Origin of the sequence: Nocardioides sp. YIM B13467 (genome assembly GCF_042788075.1) — a bacterium.
Classification (GTDB): Bacteria; Actinomycetota; Actinomycetes; order Propionibacteriales; family Nocardioidaceae; genus Nocardioides.
Map to the genome: position 1 here is coordinate 3,232,682 of NZ_JBHZPJ010000046.1, position 15,092 is coordinate 3,247,773.

Annotated in this window: 14 protein-coding genes; 11 read left to right on the forward strand and 3 right to left on the reverse strand. The window is 70.4% G+C overall.

Annotation, left to right across the window (positions count from 1 at the left end; translation table 11 throughout):
• Positions 1 to 45 precede the first annotated feature (45 nt).
• From ACFX43_RS22645 to ACFX43_RS22660, 4 genes are read left to right on the forward strand one after another with little or no spacing between them, the layout of a single operon-like run.
• Entirely contained in the window at positions 46 to 1,326 is a 1,281-nt protein-coding gene (locus tag ACFX43_RS22645; protein ID WP_378835216.1) for an ABC transporter substrate-binding protein, read from the forward strand.
• 45 nt (positions 1,327 to 1,371) lie between these two features.
• A complete protein-coding gene (locus ACFX43_RS22650) occupies positions 1,372 to 2,316 on the forward strand; it encodes a carbohydrate ABC transporter permease (RefSeq protein WP_378835220.1) in 945 nt (314 codons plus the stop codon).
• Complete coding sequence (locus ACFX43_RS22655; protein ID WP_378835223.1) at positions 2,313 to 3,164, forward strand: carbohydrate ABC transporter permease; 852 nt, start codon at positions 2,313 to 2,315, stop codon at positions 3,162 to 3,164. The genes ACFX43_RS22650 and ACFX43_RS22655 overlap by 4 nt, the downstream gene beginning before the upstream one ends.
• Positions 3,161 to 5,581: a glycoside hydrolase family 3 N-terminal domain-containing protein gene (locus ACFX43_RS22660; RefSeq protein ID WP_378835226.1), complete on the forward strand. Its 2,421-nt coding sequence runs from the start codon at positions 3,161 to 3,163 to the stop codon at positions 5,579 to 5,581. The genes ACFX43_RS22655 and ACFX43_RS22660 overlap by 4 nt, the downstream gene beginning before the upstream one ends.
• Here the strand turns inward: ACFX43_RS22660 and ACFX43_RS22665 are convergent.
• Entirely contained in the window at positions 5,578 to 6,771 is a 1,194-nt protein-coding gene (locus ACFX43_RS22665) for an ROK family protein (RefSeq protein ID WP_378835227.1), read from the reverse strand. The genes ACFX43_RS22660 and ACFX43_RS22665 overlap by 4 nt on opposite strands.
• Before the next feature lie 139 nt (positions 6,772 to 6,910).
• Between ACFX43_RS22665 and xylA the strand changes: the two genes are divergently transcribed.
• Both xylA and ACFX43_RS22675 read left to right on the forward strand, forming a co-directional pair.
• Complete coding sequence (gene xylA / locus ACFX43_RS22670; RefSeq protein WP_378835231.1) at positions 6,911 to 8,065, forward strand: xylose isomerase; 1,155 nt, start codon at positions 6,911 to 6,913, stop codon at positions 8,063 to 8,065.
• A 10-nt stretch (positions 8,066 to 8,075) separates the two neighbouring features.
• The gene (locus tag ACFX43_RS22675) at positions 8,076 to 8,672 is read left to right on the forward strand and encodes an FGGY family carbohydrate kinase (RefSeq protein WP_378835236.1); all 597 of its coding nucleotides are present in this window, start codon (positions 8,076 to 8,078) and stop codon (positions 8,670 to 8,672) included.
• Here ACFX43_RS22675 and ACFX43_RS22680 read toward each other — a convergent pair.
• Positions 8,660 to 10,453 (reverse strand): AMP-dependent synthetase/ligase, encoded by a 1,794-nt coding sequence (locus ACFX43_RS22680; RefSeq protein ID WP_378835241.1) that lies wholly within the window; start codon positions 10,451 to 10,453, stop codon positions 8,660 to 8,662. The two genes, ACFX43_RS22675 and ACFX43_RS22680, sit on opposite strands and share 13 nt — an antisense overlap.
• Positions 10,454 to 10,585: 132 nt before the next feature.
• On the opposite strand from ACFX43_RS22680, the gene ACFX43_RS22685 reads away from it, so the two are divergent.
• Genes ACFX43_RS22685 through ACFX43_RS22705 form a run of 5 tightly spaced genes read left to right on the forward strand, consistent with a single transcriptional unit; the run spans position 10,586 to position 14,604 of the window.
• A complete protein-coding gene (locus tag ACFX43_RS22685; RefSeq protein ID WP_378835246.1) occupies positions 10,586 to 11,032 on the forward strand; it encodes an SRPBCC family protein in 447 nt (148 codons plus the stop codon).
• Positions 11,029 to 12,240: an ArsA family ATPase gene (locus ACFX43_RS22690; RefSeq protein WP_378835251.1), complete on the forward strand. Its 1,212-nt coding sequence runs from the start codon at positions 11,029 to 11,031 to the stop codon at positions 12,238 to 12,240. The genes ACFX43_RS22685 and ACFX43_RS22690 overlap by 4 nt, the downstream gene beginning before the upstream one ends.
• Before the next feature lie 2 nt (positions 12,241 to 12,242).
• Positions 12,243 to 12,665 carry a hypothetical protein gene (locus tag ACFX43_RS22695; protein ID WP_378835255.1) on the forward strand — a complete coding sequence of 141 codons (423 nt, stop codon included), beginning with the start codon at positions 12,243 to 12,245 and terminating at the stop codon, positions 12,663 to 12,665.
• Positions 12,666 to 12,668: 3 nt separating this feature from the next.
• Positions 12,669 to 13,622, forward strand: coding sequence for an ROK family glucokinase (locus tag ACFX43_RS22700; protein WP_378835263.1), 954 nt, complete (start codon positions 12,669 to 12,671; stop codon positions 13,620 to 13,622).
• Positions 13,623 to 13,632: 10 nt separating this feature from the next.
• Positions 13,633 to 14,604, forward strand: a complete 972-nt coding sequence (locus tag ACFX43_RS22705; RefSeq protein WP_378835268.1) for an ROK family protein — start codon at positions 13,633 to 13,635, stop codon at positions 14,602 to 14,604.
• Here the strand turns inward: ACFX43_RS22705 and ACFX43_RS22710 are convergent.
• Positions 14,601 to 15,089: a hypothetical protein gene (locus ACFX43_RS22710; RefSeq protein ID WP_378835272.1), complete on the reverse strand. Its 489-nt coding sequence runs from the start codon at positions 15,087 to 15,089 to the stop codon at positions 14,601 to 14,603. The two genes, ACFX43_RS22705 and ACFX43_RS22710, sit on opposite strands and share 4 nt — an antisense overlap.
• Positions 15,090 to 15,092 lie beyond the last annotated feature (3 nt).

Consider the following 15,092-nt stretch of genomic DNA (forward strand, 5'->3'; position numbering starts at 1 on the left):
AGTCACATACCCATACATCCATAGCTGTGACGAAGAGGTCCCAAGATGTCGAGGAAGACACAAGCGCTCGCCGCGCTGTGCGCCGGATTGATGATTGCCGCCACCGGTTGTGGCGGCTCGGGCGACTCCGGTGGCGACGACAAGACCATCACCTGGTGGCATAACTCCAACAACGACCCCGGCAAGGGGTACTACGAGCAGGTTGCGAAGGACTTCGAGAAGGCCAACCCCGGCATCGACGTCAAAGTCCAGGCCTTCGCCCACGAGGACATGCTGACCAAGCTCGACGCCGCCTTCCAGAGCGGCGACGTCCCGGACGTCTACATGGAGCGTGGCGGCGGCGAGCTCGCCGACCACGTCGAGGCCGGGCTCACCCGCGACCTCTCCGAGGACTCCAAGGACATCATCGACCAGATCGGCGGCAGCGCCGCCGGGTGGCAGGTCGACGGGAAGACGTACGCCCTGCCGTTCTCCATGGGCGTGGTCGGGTTCTGGTACAACACCGAGCTCTTCGAGAAGGCCGGGATCACCGCGCCGCCGACGACCATGGAGGAGCTGTACGCAGCCTTCGACAAGCTCGACGAGGCCGGCATCACCCCGGTCTCGCTGGGCGCCGGCGACGGCTGGCCGGCCGCGCACTACTGGTACTACACCGCACTGCGCGCCTGCTCCCAGGATGTGCTCGAGAGCGCGGTCGCCGACCTGGACTTCTCCGACCCGTGCTTCATCGAGGCGGGTGAGACGGTCGACGAGATCGTCGCCCAGAAGCCGTTCAACAAGGGCTTCCTCTCCACCCCGTCGCAGACCGGGCCGACCTCGGCCAGCGGCCTGCTGGCCACCGGCAAGGTCGCCATGGAGCTGGCCGGCCACTGGGAGCCCGGCGTGATGCAGGGCCTCACCGAGGACAAGAAGGGGCTCGGCGACAAGACCGGCTGGTTCCCGTTCCCGGCCGTCGAAGGCGGCGCGGGCGACCCGGCCGCGCAGCTCGGTGGCGGTGACGCCTGGGCGGTCTCCGAGGGAGCGCCCGACAAGGCCGTCGACCTGGTGAACTACCTGCTCTCCGACGAGGTCCAGAAGGGCTTCGCCGAGAACGACATGGGTCTGCCGACCATCCCGGCGGCCGGCTCCTCGGTCAAGGACCCGGCACTGGCCGAGCTCCTGAAGGTGCGCGACGAGTCACCGTTCGTGCAGCTCTACTTCGACACCGCCTTCGGTGAGTCCATCGGTGGTGCGATGAACGACGAGATCGCGCTGCTGTTCGCCGGCAAGGCCACCCCTGAGGACGTCGTCAAGGCGACCCAGGAAGCCGCGGACAAGGAGAAGTGAGCGCATGGCTGACCGAAGCACGCCCTCGGGAGGCACGGTCGCCTCGTGAGCTCTGAAGCAACTACCGGTGCGGTCACCTCGGGGCGGCCGCACCGGTCTCGAGACGGCTGGCGTCAGTGGGCGGAGATCGCGTTCTTCGTCACTCCGGCCCTGGCCCTGATGGCCCTGTTCGTCGCCTGGCCGATCCTCACCGCGGCGCGGTTCTCCCTCTACGACTGGAAGGGCCTCGGCCCGCTCGACGACTTCGTCGGGTTCGAGAACTACGCCGAGGTGCTCGCCGACAGCGTGTTCCGGGACGCGGTCGCCCACAACATGATCATCGTGGTCGGCTCGATCATCGTGCAGCTGCCCCTGGGCGTGGCCATCGCGCTGCTGCTCAACCGCAAGATGGCGGGGCAGGGAGTGCTGCGTACGCTGATCTTCGTCCCGTACGTCCTGGCCGAGGTCATCGCCGGCGTCATCTGGTTCCAGCTGCTGCAGCCGCAGTACGGCCTGGTCGACGCGCTCATGAACGGGATCGGTCTCAGCCCGCCCGAGGAGGGCTGGCTCGGCACCCCCGAGGTCGCCCTGTGGGTGGTGCTCGCGGTGCTGACCTGGAAGTACCTCGGTCTGGCGGTCCTGCTGTTCCTCGCCGGCCTGCAGGGTGTCTCCGAGGAGCTCTACGAGGCGGCACAGCTCGACGGTGCCAGCTGGTGGCAGACGCAGTGGCGGATCAGCATCCCGCTGCTCGGCCCGACGATCCGCACCTGGTGCTTCCTGTCGATGATCGGCTCGATCCAGTGCTTCGACATGATCTGGGTCCTCACCGGAGGTGGGCCCGCCGACGCGACGACCACGATGGCGACGTACCTGATCGACGAGGGCACCAACCGGCACAACTACGGCATCGCCGGAGCCGCCTCGGTGGTCCTGTTCGCGATCGCGTTCGTGATGGCGCTGGTCTACCAGCTGGTCGTGCTGCGCCGAGACACCAAGGAGGAGGCCGCATGAGTGTGACGACGAACCTGGCGCCGCGCGGCAGGCGCGGCGGCAACAACGTGCTGGTCTATCTGGTCTCGCTGATCGTCGTGGCGATCACCGTCGGGCCGGTGCTCTACGGCGCGATGGGCGGCTTCCGCACCAACGCCCAGCTGGCCGAGAAGCCGACCGGGCTGCCCGATCCGTGGGTCATATCGAACTACTCCAGCGTGCTGAGCGGCGGGTCGTTCTGGACGTACGCGATCAACTCGACCGTCATCGCGGTCATCACCACGGTGGTCGCGGTGGTCTTCGGGGTGATGGCCGCCTACCCGCTGGCGCGCTACCGGTTCAAGGGCCGCGAGGCGCTGTTCATGGTCTTCGTGCTGGGTCTGCTCTTCCCGGCTGCGGTGGCGGTGATCCCGCTGTTCATCCTGGTCACCCGCGACCTCGGGATGGGCAACACCTGGTGGGGCGTGGCGCTGCCGCAGGCGGCGTTCGCGCTGCCGCTGACGGTGGTGATCCTGCGGCCGTTCCTGATGGCGCTGCCGCGCGAGCTGGAGGAGGCGGCGCTGATCGACGGCGCTTCGCGGATCGGCGTCTTCTGGCGGATCATGCTGCCGCTGTCGATGCCGGGGGTGATCACGGTGGCGGTGCTCGCCTTCGTGACCTCCTGGAACGCCTACATCCTGCCGCTCCTGCTGCTGCAGGACGACATGCGCACGCTGCCGCTCGGGGTGGCCGACTTCTCCACCGAGCACTCCGCCGACACCGCCGGTGTCCTGGCGTTCACGACGATTGCGATGATCCCCGCGCTGGTGCTGTTCCTGGCACTGCAGCGCCGGATCGTCTCCGGACTGCAAGGAGCGGTGAAGGGATGACGGAAGCCCAGAAACGAGTCCAACCGCGTGCATGGCCGCAGGTATCCACGCGGGTACGCGAGCTGCACGCGCGGATGAGGCTCGAGGAGAAGCTGGCGCAGCTCGTCGGCTTCTGGATCGACCACGGCGACGAGGTCGTCGCGCCGCTGGCCGACGAGATGACTGAGGGTGCGCCCGAGCGGCTCGCCGAGGTCACCGAGCACGGCATCGGCCACTTCACCCGTGTCTACGGCACCCGTCCGGTCGAACCGGCCGAGCGGGCCTCGTGGTTGTGGGAGGAGCAGCGCCGGCTGCTGCGCGAGACCCGGCTGGGCATCCCGGCCCTGGTCCACGAGGAGTGCCTCACCGGGCTGGCCGCTTGGAAGGCGGCCTGCTTCCCGACGCCACTGGCCTGGGGCGCCGCCTTCGACCCCGACCTCGTCGAGGAGATGGCGTCGCTGATCGGCTCCTCGATGCGTACGTTGGGCGTGCATCAGGGCCTCGCTCCGGTGCTCGACGTGATCCGGGACCCGCGCTGGGGGCGCACCGAGGAGGCCATCTCCGAGGACCCCTACGTGGTCGGGACGGTCGGGACCGCGTACGTCCGGGGCCTGCAGTCCGCCGGCGTCCAGGCGACGTTGAAGCACTTCGTTGGCTACTCCGGCTCGCGGGCCGGCCGCAACCATGCCCCGGTCGCCGCCGGCCCGCGTGAGCTGGCCGACGTCTTCCTGCCACCCTTCGAGATGGCCGTCCTGGACGGCGGTGCGCGGTCGGTGATGAACGCCTACAACGACCTCGACGGCCTCCCGATGGCGGCGCACACCGAGCTGCTCACCGGGTTGCTGCGCGAGGAGTGGGGCTTCGACGGGACGGTGGTCGCCGACTACTTCGCGGTCGCCTTCCTCGCCCTCATGCACGGGGTCGCGGCCGACCGTGGCCACGCCGCCGCGATGGCTCTGGAGGCCGGGATCGACGTCGAACTGCCCAGCGGCGACGCCTTTCTGGCGCCGCTGGCCGCGCTGGTACGGGCCGGCGAGGTGGACGAAGCGGTCATCGACCGTGCCGTCCTGCGAGCGCTGGCTGCGAAGGAGGAGCTGGGGCTGCTCGACGAGGAGTTCACCGCCGAGCCTCCGACCGACATCGACCTGGATACGCCGGCCCACCGCGACGTGGCCCGCCGCCTGGCCGAGGAGTCGGTGGTCCTGCTCGCCAACGACGGCACCCTCCCGCTCGCTCCGACCGCCACCAGGCTCGCGGTGATCGGTCCGAATGCCGACCGCGCCGAGGCGCTGATGGGGTGCTACTCCTTCCCCAACCACGTCCTGGCTCACCATCCCGATGTCGCGCTCGGGATCGAGGTGCCGACGATCGCGGAGGCGCTGCGGGCCGAGCTGGACGGCGCCGATATCGAGGTCGTCCAGGGCTGCGAGGTCGAGGGCACCGACACCGCTGGGATCGCGGCCGCCGTCGAGGCGGCCAGCCGGGCCGAGGTGGCCGTGGTCGTCGCCGGCGACCAGGCGGGCCTGTTCGGCAAGGGCACCGTGGGGGAGGGCAACGACACCGAGTCCCTCGATCTGCCCGGCGTCCAGCGCGAGCTGGTCGAGGCCGTGGTCGCCACCGGCACCCCGACGATCCTGGTCCTGGTCACCGGCAGGCCGTACGCCATCGGCTGGGCCCTCGACGGCCGAAGCGGAGCCCGAGGCGATCAGCACGGTCCCACCCGACCCGCGGCGGTGCTGCAGACGTTCTTCCCGGGCGAGGAGGGCGGACCCGCGATCGCTCGTGTCCTCTCCGGCGCCGTCAACCCCTCCGGGCGGCTGCCGGTGACCCTGCCGCGCTCGGCCGGGGCCCAGCCCTACACCTACCTGCACCCCATCCTCGGCGGCCCTTCCGGAGTGACCTCCGCGGACTCCACGCCGGTGCGGCCGTTCGGCTTCGGGCTCTCCTACACCACCTTCTGCTACAGCGGGCTCTCGGCCGACCGTTCGGTCGAGGCCGGTGGCACGTTCGGGGTGGAGGTGACCGTCACCAACCTCGGTGATGTCGCCGGTGTGGACGTGGTCCAGCTCTACGGTCGCGACCTGCTGGCCTCGGTGGCCCGACCCGTCTCGCAGCTGCTCGGCTTCCAGCGGGTCGCGCTGCGGGCGGGCGAGTCGGCGACGGTGCGCTTCGAGGTGCCCACGACCCGGCTGGCCTTCACCGACCGCGGTCTCGTCCGGGTCGTCGAGCCCGGCGAGGTCGAGGTCTGGGTGGCCGCCTCGGCCGGCGAGAAGGTCGCCACCGGCGTCGCCGAGGGCATCGACGAGCTCTCCGACGTCGAGGTGGCCTCTGCCGCCGGCGAGTCGGGCATCGACAAGGCGCTGGTCACGATCACCGGTGACGTCCACCGGGTCAGCACCGCTGACCGGCGGATCACGACGGTGACGGTCTCGCGCTAGGAGCGTTGGGCGGCTTGCCGGGCGAGGTGGGCGGCGGGATCGGCGATGACGCGGCGTACGACGGTCCCGGCCGCCCCGCGCACGGCGGCGTCGCTGCCGAGCCCGGAGACCAGCAGCCGGGGCGGTTCTACGGCACCGGTGTGATGGCTGAGAGAGGCCGCGGTCGCCGCGGTCAGCCAGGGCGCGAGCGTGGCGAACGCGCCACCGAGCACGATCGCGGTGGGGTCGAGGAGGGTGATGACCGAGGCGAGCGCGACGCCGAGGTGCCGGCCGGCGCCGGCGACGGCATCGAGCGCCGCCTGGTCGCCCGCCTCGCAGGCCCGGGTGAGATCAGCCATCGTCGCCACCTGCGCGCGGGCGAGGATCTCCTGCTGCCCGGCCATCCGCTCCAGGCAGCCGTGGCCGCCGCAGCCGCACCGCGGGCCGTCGGGGGCCACCACGACATGGCCGAGCTCGCCGGCGCCCGCGTGCGCGCCGCGGAAGACCTCGCCGCCGATCACGATGCCGCCACCGATGCCGATCTCGCCGGAGACGTGCACGAAGTCGCGCAGGGGAGTGCCGTCGTGCTCGTGACCGCCGAACCACATCTCGCCGAGAGCCGCCAGGTTGGCCTCGTTCTCGACATCGACCTCGAGCCCGGTGCCCTCGCCGACGGCGTCGGCGAGGTCGACGCGGGCCCAGCCCAGGTTGGGGGTGCGTACGACGGCGCCCTCGACGGTCAGGCCGGGCACCGCGACGCAGGCCCCCGACAGCGGCAGACCCTGGGAGGCGGCGCTGCGCGCGGCCGTTCGGGCCAGATCGATGAGGTCGGCGACCACCTCGTCGACCTCGCGGCCGCGGTTGTCGCGGCGTACGACGTGGTGGTAGCGCGGCACGCCGGTCAGGTCGGTCACCACGGCGGCCAGGTAGTCGACGTTGACCTCCAGGCCGAGGCCGGCGACGCCTCCGGGAGCGAGGTTGAGCGCCGTGGCGGGCCGGCCACGCTCGGTCGCGGCCGGGGCGCTCTCCTGGATCAGGCCGGCGGAGATCAGATCGGCCACCAGACCGGATACCGACGACTTCGTCAGGCCGGTGCGCGCAGCGACCTGTGCCCGGGAGACCGGGCTGGTGCGGGCGACCTCGCCGAGCACGAGCGCGAGGTTGCTCGCCCGCATCCCGGCATGCTGGGCAGGCTCGGTTCTGACGGTCATGCACGGGATTAGACCAAGTTCTGAACTTTAGGTCAAGCAATCCGCTTGCAGGTGTTCAAAGGGTTGACAATGTGACGCCCGTCGCGTTTCATGAAGATCATATAGTCCGAGTCATGAACTAATGTGAGGAAGCAAGGCTATGACGGATTACACCCCCACCTCCGAGGACAAGTTCACCTTCGGGCTGTGGACCGTGGGCTGGAACGGGCAGGACGTGTTCGGCTCGGCGAGCCGGCCTCACCTCGACGTCGCCCACTCGGTGCACAAGCTGGCCGAGCTCGGCGCCTACGGCATCACCTTCCACGACAACGACGTCTTCGCGATCGACGCGAGCGACGCCGAGCGCCAGGCGGAGATCGACAAGCTCAAGGCGGCTCTGGACGAGACCGGACTCAAGGTGCCGATGGCCACCACCAACCTCTTCGGCCACCCGGTCTTCCGCGACGGCGGCTTCACCTCGAACGACCGCGAGGTGCGCCGCTACTCGATCGCCAAGGTCGCGCGCAACATCGACCTCGCCGCCGAGCTCGGCGCCACGACGTACGTCATGTGGGGTGGCCGTGAGGGCGCCGAGTCCCACGCGTCCAAGGACATCGCGGCGGCGCTGGACCGCTACCGCGAGGCGGTCAACCTGCTCGGCGACTACGTGACCGAGCAGGGTTACGACATCCGGTTCGCCATCGAGCCGAAGCCCAACGAGCCCCGCGGCGACATCTTGCTGCCGACCATCGGCCACGCGCTCGCCTTCATCAACACCCTCGACCGCCCCGAGCTGGTCGGCCTCAACCCGGAGGTCGGTCATGAGGAGATGGCCGGGCTCAACTTCGCCTCCGGCGTCGCCCAGGCGTTGTGGCACGGCAAGCTCTTCCACATCGACCTCAACGGCCAGCACGGCCCGCGCTTCGACCAGGACCTCCGCTTCGGCGCGGGCAACCTGCGCGGTGCGTTCAACCTGGTCGACCTGCTGGAGTCCAAGGGCTATGACGGCCCGCGCCACTTCGACTTCAAGCCGCCGCGCACCGAGGACGAGGACGGTGTGTGGGCGTCGGCCGCGGGCTGCATGCGCAACTACCTGGTGCTGCGTGAGCGGGCCAAGGCCTTCCGGGCGGACCCGGAGGTCAAGGCTGCGCTCGAGGCCTCGCAGGTCGAGGAGCTCTCCGTGCCGACTCTGGCCGAGGGCGAGACGCTCGAGGACATCCGCAGGGCCAGCTACGACATCGAGAAGCTGGACCACGGCTACGCGTTCGAGCACCTCGACCAGCTGGCCATGGACCACCTCCTCGGGCTTCGTTAGGTTGCAGGGCATGCCGCTCGTCGCCGGGGTCGACTCCTCGACCCAGTCCTGCAAGGTCGTCGTACGTGACGCGGAGACCGGCGCGCTGGTGCGCTCCGGCTCCGCGCCGCACCCCGAGGGGACGGAGGTGGACCCGGCGGCGTGGTGGACCGCGCTCGAATCGGCTGCCGAGGCCGCCGGCGGGCTCGATGATGTCGCCGCCGTCTCCGTCGGTGGGCAGCAGCACGGGATGGTCTGCCTGGACGAGGCCGGAGAGGTCGTACGCCCGGCCCTGCTGTGGAACGACACCCGCTCGGCCGGCGCGGCCGCCGCGCTCAACACCGAGCTGGGTGCCGCGGCCTGGGCCGATGCCGTCGGGTCGGTGCAGGTGGCCAGCTTCACGGCCACCAAGCTGCGCTGGCTCGCCGAGCACGAGCCGGAGTCGGCGGCTCGGGTGGCGGCGGTGTGCCTGCCCCACGACTGGCTGACCTGGAAGCTCGCGGGCGCCCCGGGGCTGGAGGCGCTGCGTACGGACCGGAGCGACGCCAGCGGCACCGGCTACTACTCGGCCGTGACCGGCGAATACCGTCGCGACCTGNTCGGCACCACGAGAAACTACTTTGCGTAGAGCGCGTCGACCTCGTGGCTGAACTCGCGCATGACCACGTTGCGCTTGAGCTTGAGGCTGGGGGTGAGCTGGCCACCCTCCTCGGTCCAGGATTCGGGGATGATCGCGAACTTGCGGATCGACTCGGCCTTCGAGACCGCCTTGTTGGCGTCGTCGACGGCGCTCTGGATGACGGCGCGCAGGTCCTCGTCCTCGACGAGGTCCTCGATGTTGCCGGACTTGCCGTTGGCCTCGGCCCAGGTGGGCAGCGCCTCCGGGTCGATGGTGACGATCGCGCCGATGAACGGCTGGCCGTCTCCGACGACGATGCACTGGTCGACGAGCACGTGGGCGCGCAGGCGGTCCTCGAGGACGGCCGGGGCGACGTTCTTGCCGCCGGCGGTGACCAGGATCTCCTTCTTGCGCCCGGTGATCTTGACGAAGCCTTCGTCGTCGACCTCGCCGAGGTCGCCGGAGTGGAACCAGCCGTCCTCGGTCTTCGCGTCCGAGGTGGCGGCCGGGTTCTGCCAGTACTCCTTCAGCACCTGGCCGCCCTTGAAGAGCAGCTCGCCGTCGTCGGCGACACGCACCGAGGTGCCGGGAATCGGCCGGCCGACGGTGCCGATCTTGAACGCCTCGGGCAGGTTGACGGTGAGCGCGCCGGTCGTCTCGGTGAGGCCGTAGCCCTCCAGGACGGTGACGCCGATGCCGCGGTAGAAGTGGCCCAGGCGGTCGCCGAGCGGCGCCCCGCCGGAGATCGCGTAGGAGCAGTTGCCGCCGAGTGCGGCGAGCAGCTTCCCGTAGACGAGCTTGGAGAACAGCTTGTGCTTGGCGGCGAGCAGGAACGGCGCCTTGCCGGTCTCGGTGGCCCGGGAGTATTCGATGGCGACCTCGGTGGCCATGTCGAAGATGCGGCCCTTGCCGTCGGCCACGGCCTTCTGCGAGGCGGTGTTGTAGACCTTCTCGAAGACCCGCGGCACGGCCAGCACGAAGGTCGGCTGGAAGGTGCCGAGGTCGGCGACGAGGTTCTTGATGTCGGGGGTGTGGCCCAGACGGGTGCGGGACGTGATGCAGCCGATCTGGATGATCCGCGCGAAGACGTGCGCGAGCGGCAGGAACAGCAGCGTGCTGCGGCCCTCGATGTTGAACAGCCCGTCGAGCGAGTCGACGACGACGCCGAGCTCGAACATGAAGTTGCCGTGGGTCAGCACGCAGCCCTTCGGGCGGCCGGTGGTGCCGGAGGTGTAGATCAGTGTCGCGGCGTCGTCGGGGGTGACCGCGCTGCGGCGGGCCTCGAGCTGCTCGTCGGTGATGTCGGCGCCGAGCTTGACCAGCAGGTCTACGGCGTTGTCGTTGATCGACCACACGCTGTTGAGCGCAGCGCAGCCCGCGCGGACCTCGCTGATCCGGCTCATGTGGCCGGCGTCCTCGGCGATGATCGCCACGGCGGCGGAGTCCTGGAGGATCCACTCGATCTGCTCGGCCGAGGAGGTCTCGTAGATCGGCACCGTCGTCGCGCCGGCGAACCAGATCGCGTAGTCGATCAGCGTCCACTCATAGCGCGTCTTCGAGAGCAGCGCGACCCGGTCCCCAGCGCCCACGCCCGCCGCGATCAGTCCCTTGGCGACCGCCGAGACCTCAGCGAGGAACTCGGACGACGTCACGTCGACCCAGGAGCCGTCCGCGCCTGGCCGGCTGAGGACGGCGGCATCGGGTGCCTCGGCGGCGTTGCGCACGACATCGTCGCTCAGACTGCCGGTGGGGGGAACAACGTACGTCGCGGGCGTGGAGAACTCGCGCACAAGGGCCTCCGCATACTGATGGTAGGTGGGTACGAACCGGAGGTTACCCCCGTCACAGCCCGACCATTTCACCGGGATGCTATCCGGTACGCTCCATGGCACCTAGCAAGTCAGGGAGTGAGGACACCACCGATGGCCGATCAGACCACCTCGACGATCGTGATCGAGGCCGCGCCCTCGGCAGTGATGGCGGTGATCGCGGACTTCAAGTCCTATCCGGCCTGGGCGAAGGGCATGCAGGAGGTCAGCGTCCTCGAGACCGGCGTCGACGGACGGGCCGAGCAGGTCCAGTTCGTGCTGGATGTCGCGCCGATCAAGGACGAATACACCCTGGCGTACGACTGGGACGACGACCGCCAGGTGACCTGGTCGCTGGTCAAGGGCAACCTGCTGCGGTCGATGGACGGCGCCTACGTGCTGCGTGACCTCGGCGGTCGCACCGAGGTCACCTACCGGCTCGCGCTCGACCTGAGCATCCCGTTGATCGGCATGCTCAAGCGCAAGGGCGAGAAGGTCCTGATCGACACCGCGCTGCGAGGCCTCAAGCAGAGAGTCGAGAAGCAGGGCATGCCTTCGTGAGAGTCCTCCTCTTCACCGGCAAGGGCGGCGTCGGCAAGTCGACCGTCTCGGCCGGCACCGCGGCGATGTCCGCGGCCCGCGGCCTGCGCACCCTGGTCCTCTCCACCGATGCCGCCCACTCCCTGGGCGATGCGTTCGGGGTCGACGGCGCGCTGGGTTCGGAGCCGGTCCAGGTCACCGAGCACCTCTACGTCCAGCACGTCGACGCCCAGCGCCGCTTCGAGGAGTCGTGGGCGGAGGTGCAGGGCTATCTGCTGAGCGTCCTGGACACGATCGGGGTGGACCGGATCGCCGCCGAGGAGCTGACCATCATCCCGGGGGCCGAGGAGGTCTTCGCGCTCCTGGAGCTGCGCCGGATGGCGGTCTCGGGGGAGTGGGACACGATCGTGGTCGACTGTGCCCCGACCGCCGAGACGCTGCGGCTGCTCGCCCTTCCCGAGGCCCTGGGCTGGTATCTGGAGCGCATCCTCCCGGTGCAGCGCAAGATGGTGAAGGCGCTCAAGCCGGTGCTGACCAAGGCCGCCGGGGTGCCGATGCCCGGCGACTCCGTCTTCGACGCCCTGGTGCGGCTCCACGACGAGCTCGCGGAGGTCCGCGCCCTGCTGTCCGGCCCCGAGGCGTCCGTACGCATCGTGCTGACCCCCGAGCGGGTCGTGCTCGCCGAGGCGCGACGGTCCTGGACGACGCTCTCCCTCTACGGCTACCGCGTCGACGGTGTCGTCGCCAACCGGATCTTCCCGGCCGGCGGCTCCGACGACTGGCGCGCCGGCTGGGTCAAGGCCCAGGACGACGTGCTCGGCGACGTCGGCGCCTCCTTCGAAGGCCTTCCGGTCTGGCGCTCGTTCTACCGGCCGACCGAGCCGGTGGGCGTCGAGGACCTGCGTGAGGTAGCCGAGGCGGCCTATGCATGGACCGGCAGCGTCGACCCGCTCGCCGTTCCCGAGACCGCGGCTCCGTTCCGCACCGAGACCACCGGCGAGGCCACGATCGTCCATCTGGCGCTGCCCGGGCTGGCCCAGTGGGTCGAGCGCGACCAGGTGCAGCTCGGCCGCAACGGCGACGAGCTGGCGATCACCGTGGGGGCCTACCGGCGCCTGCTGACCCTTCCCGCCGCACTCGCCCGGATGCGCGTCAGCGGGGCGCGGGTCGAGGGCGGGGAGCTGCGAGTAACGTTTTCTCGTCAGACGACGAACACCGAGAGCGAGTGATCGTGAGCGAGCAGCGCCACGAGTGGGCGGACGAGCCGTTGGGGTCGACCGCCGAGGAGCTCGGCCGGCTGATGGAGGCCATCGGCGAGTGGGCCAAGGACTCCCGGATCGGCCACTTCACCGAGACCGTCGGAGAGCATCTCGATACCGGGGCACCGGAGTGTGCCTACTGCCCGCTGTGCCGTACCGTACATGTCCTCCGGGAGTCGAGTCCGGAGGTCAAGGTGCACCTGGCCAGCGCTGCCGCTTCGTTGATGCAGGCCGCGGTCACGGTGCTCAATGCGGCGGCCACGAGTCCGGGTGCTGGCCCTAGTGAAGGCGAGGATGCTCACAGTGATGGCGTGCGGGCTGAGGAAGATGCGACCCGGGACTGGGCGCAGCGCTCGGAGAAGGTTGAGCGTATCGATCTCGACGGCTGGAGCTGAGGCATGACGACGACGAAGAAGCTCGCCTGTGGCGTCGACGTCGGTGGCACCAAGATCCTCGGTGGCGTCGTCGACCACGACGGCAACATCATCGAGGACCACCGGGTCGAGTCGCCGGCGAAGAGCCCGGAGGCCATCGAGGCGGCCATCGTCGAGGTGGTCTTGGAGCTCAAGACCAAGCACCCGATCGAGTGCGTCGGCATCGGCGCCGCGGGCTACATCGACAAGGGCCGCTCGACGGTCATGTTCGCGCCCAACATCGCCTGGCGCGACGTACCGCTCAAGGAGCGCCTGGAGAAGGTCCTCGAACTGCCGGTCGTGATCGAGAACGACGCCAATGCGGCAGCGTGGGGCGAGTTCGAGTACGGCGCGGGTGCCGAGGTCGACAACATGATGCTGGTGACCGTCGGCACCGGTGTCGGTGGCGGTCTGGTGCTCGAGGGCGAGCTCTACCGCGGCGCCTTCGGCGTCGGCGCCGAGATCGGCCACATGCGGGTCGTGCCCAACGGCCACCTGTGCGGCTGCGGCAACCGCGGCTGCTGGGAGCAGTACGCCTCGGGGTCGGCCCTGGTGCGCAACGTCCGCTCCGCCGCGCGTGGCGGGTCCCTGCTGGCTCGTGAGGTCCTGGACCGCGCCGAGGGTGACCTCGACAAGATCAAGGGCCCGCTGATCACCGAGGCCGCCCGTGACGGGGACGCCTTCGCGATCGAGGCCCTGACCGACCTCGGCATCTGGCTGGGCGAGGGGATCGCCTCGATCGCTGCGGTGCTGGACCCGGCCGTGGTCGCCATCGGCGGGGGAGTGGCCGAGGCCGACGACCTGCTGCTCGGGCCCGCCCGGCGTGCCTTCCAGGCTCAGCTGACCGGCCGCGGACACCGGCCGATGCTCGACGTACGCAAGGCGACGCTCGGCAACGAGGCCGGCTTGATCGGCGCGGCGGACCTGGCCCGCAAGTGAGCCAACCCAAGTGAGCCTGCACATCGGTGTCGACATCGGCGGCACCAAGGTGCTCGCGGCGGAGGTCTCGCCGGCCGGTGAGGTGCTCCGCACCGCTCAGCGGAGCACACCCGGACGCCGGGTCGAGCTGGAGCTGGTGGAGGACGCGCTGACCGAGGCGGTCACCGAGGTGGCCGCCGGCCGGCCCGTCGCCGGCGTCGGCCTGGCCGCCGCGGGGTTCGTCGACGCGGCCAGGGAGCGGGTCATGTTCGCTCCCCACCTGCCCTGGCGCGGCGAGCCGACTCTGACCCGGCTCTCCTCGCGATGGGGCACCCGGGTGGCGCTCGACAACGACGCCAACTGCGCCGCGCTGGCCGAGCTGGAGCTAGGTGCGGCCCGCGGCGTCGACTCGGCCCTGCTCATCACCCTCGGCACCGGCATCGGCGGTGCCGTGGTCCTGGACGGCCGGATCGTCCGGGGCCGCAACGGCATGGCTGGGGAGTTCGGCCACATGCAGGTCGTGCCCGGCGGGCTCCCGTGCGAGTGCGGCCTCACCGGCTGCTGGGAGCAGTACTCCTCCGGCAACGCGCTGGTCGCCTTCGTACGCGCCCGCGTGGAGACCGAGGAGTACGCCGGCTGCGCGCTCGACGAGCTGGCCGCCGGCGACCCGCTCAAGATCACCGGCCCGGCGGTCACCGCCGCCGCGGCCCGCGGCGATGCGCTCGCGCTGGCTGCGTACGAGTCGGTGGGGTCGTGGCTTGGGGTCGGGATGGCCGGCCTCGTGGCCGCCTTCGACCCCGAGCTGTTGGTCGTCGGCGGGGGAGTCTCCACCGCGGGCGACCTGCTGCTGGCGCCGGCGCGTACGGCGTTGGAGGCCTCGCTCGTCGGCCGCCTGCACCGCGAGGTGCCGCGGATCGTGGCGACCGCCTTCGGCGCGGAGGCCGGCGTGGTGGGAGCGAGCATCCTGGCTCGCCGCCTCACCTCGAGCCAGAGCCAGAGCTAGACGCGAGCGCCGTCGTCCCAGGGGTCGCGGGGCTCGGACGGCATGGTCGCCAGCAGGTAGACGAAGCCGGCCAGGAAGGCGGCGACCAGGCCACCGATGACCCAGCTGTTGAAGTGCCGGCCGGTGATCTGGGTGACCACGATCAGGATCAGCACGGCGACCGGTGCGCCGAGCACCCCGATCCAGGCGAGCAGGCGCGCCGGGGTCGGCTTCGGGAGCGGCGGCGGAGGCGGTGGGACGTAGCCCTCCTCGTCGTCTCGCCACATGTCGTCGTAGGCGTCCGGCTCGTCGACGGTCTCGACGATGTCGATCTTCTTCTCGAAGAGATCACGGGCGACGGGCTCCTCCTCGAGGGCGGGGCGGTCGCCGTAGTTCTCGACGATCTCGCGCCATGCTTCGTCGTCCGACGACGGGCCCTCCGAGGGCACGGAGGCGTCGTCGGAGGCCCCGGTCGCGTCCTCGGGCCGGTCGTCTCGGTCGCTCACTCC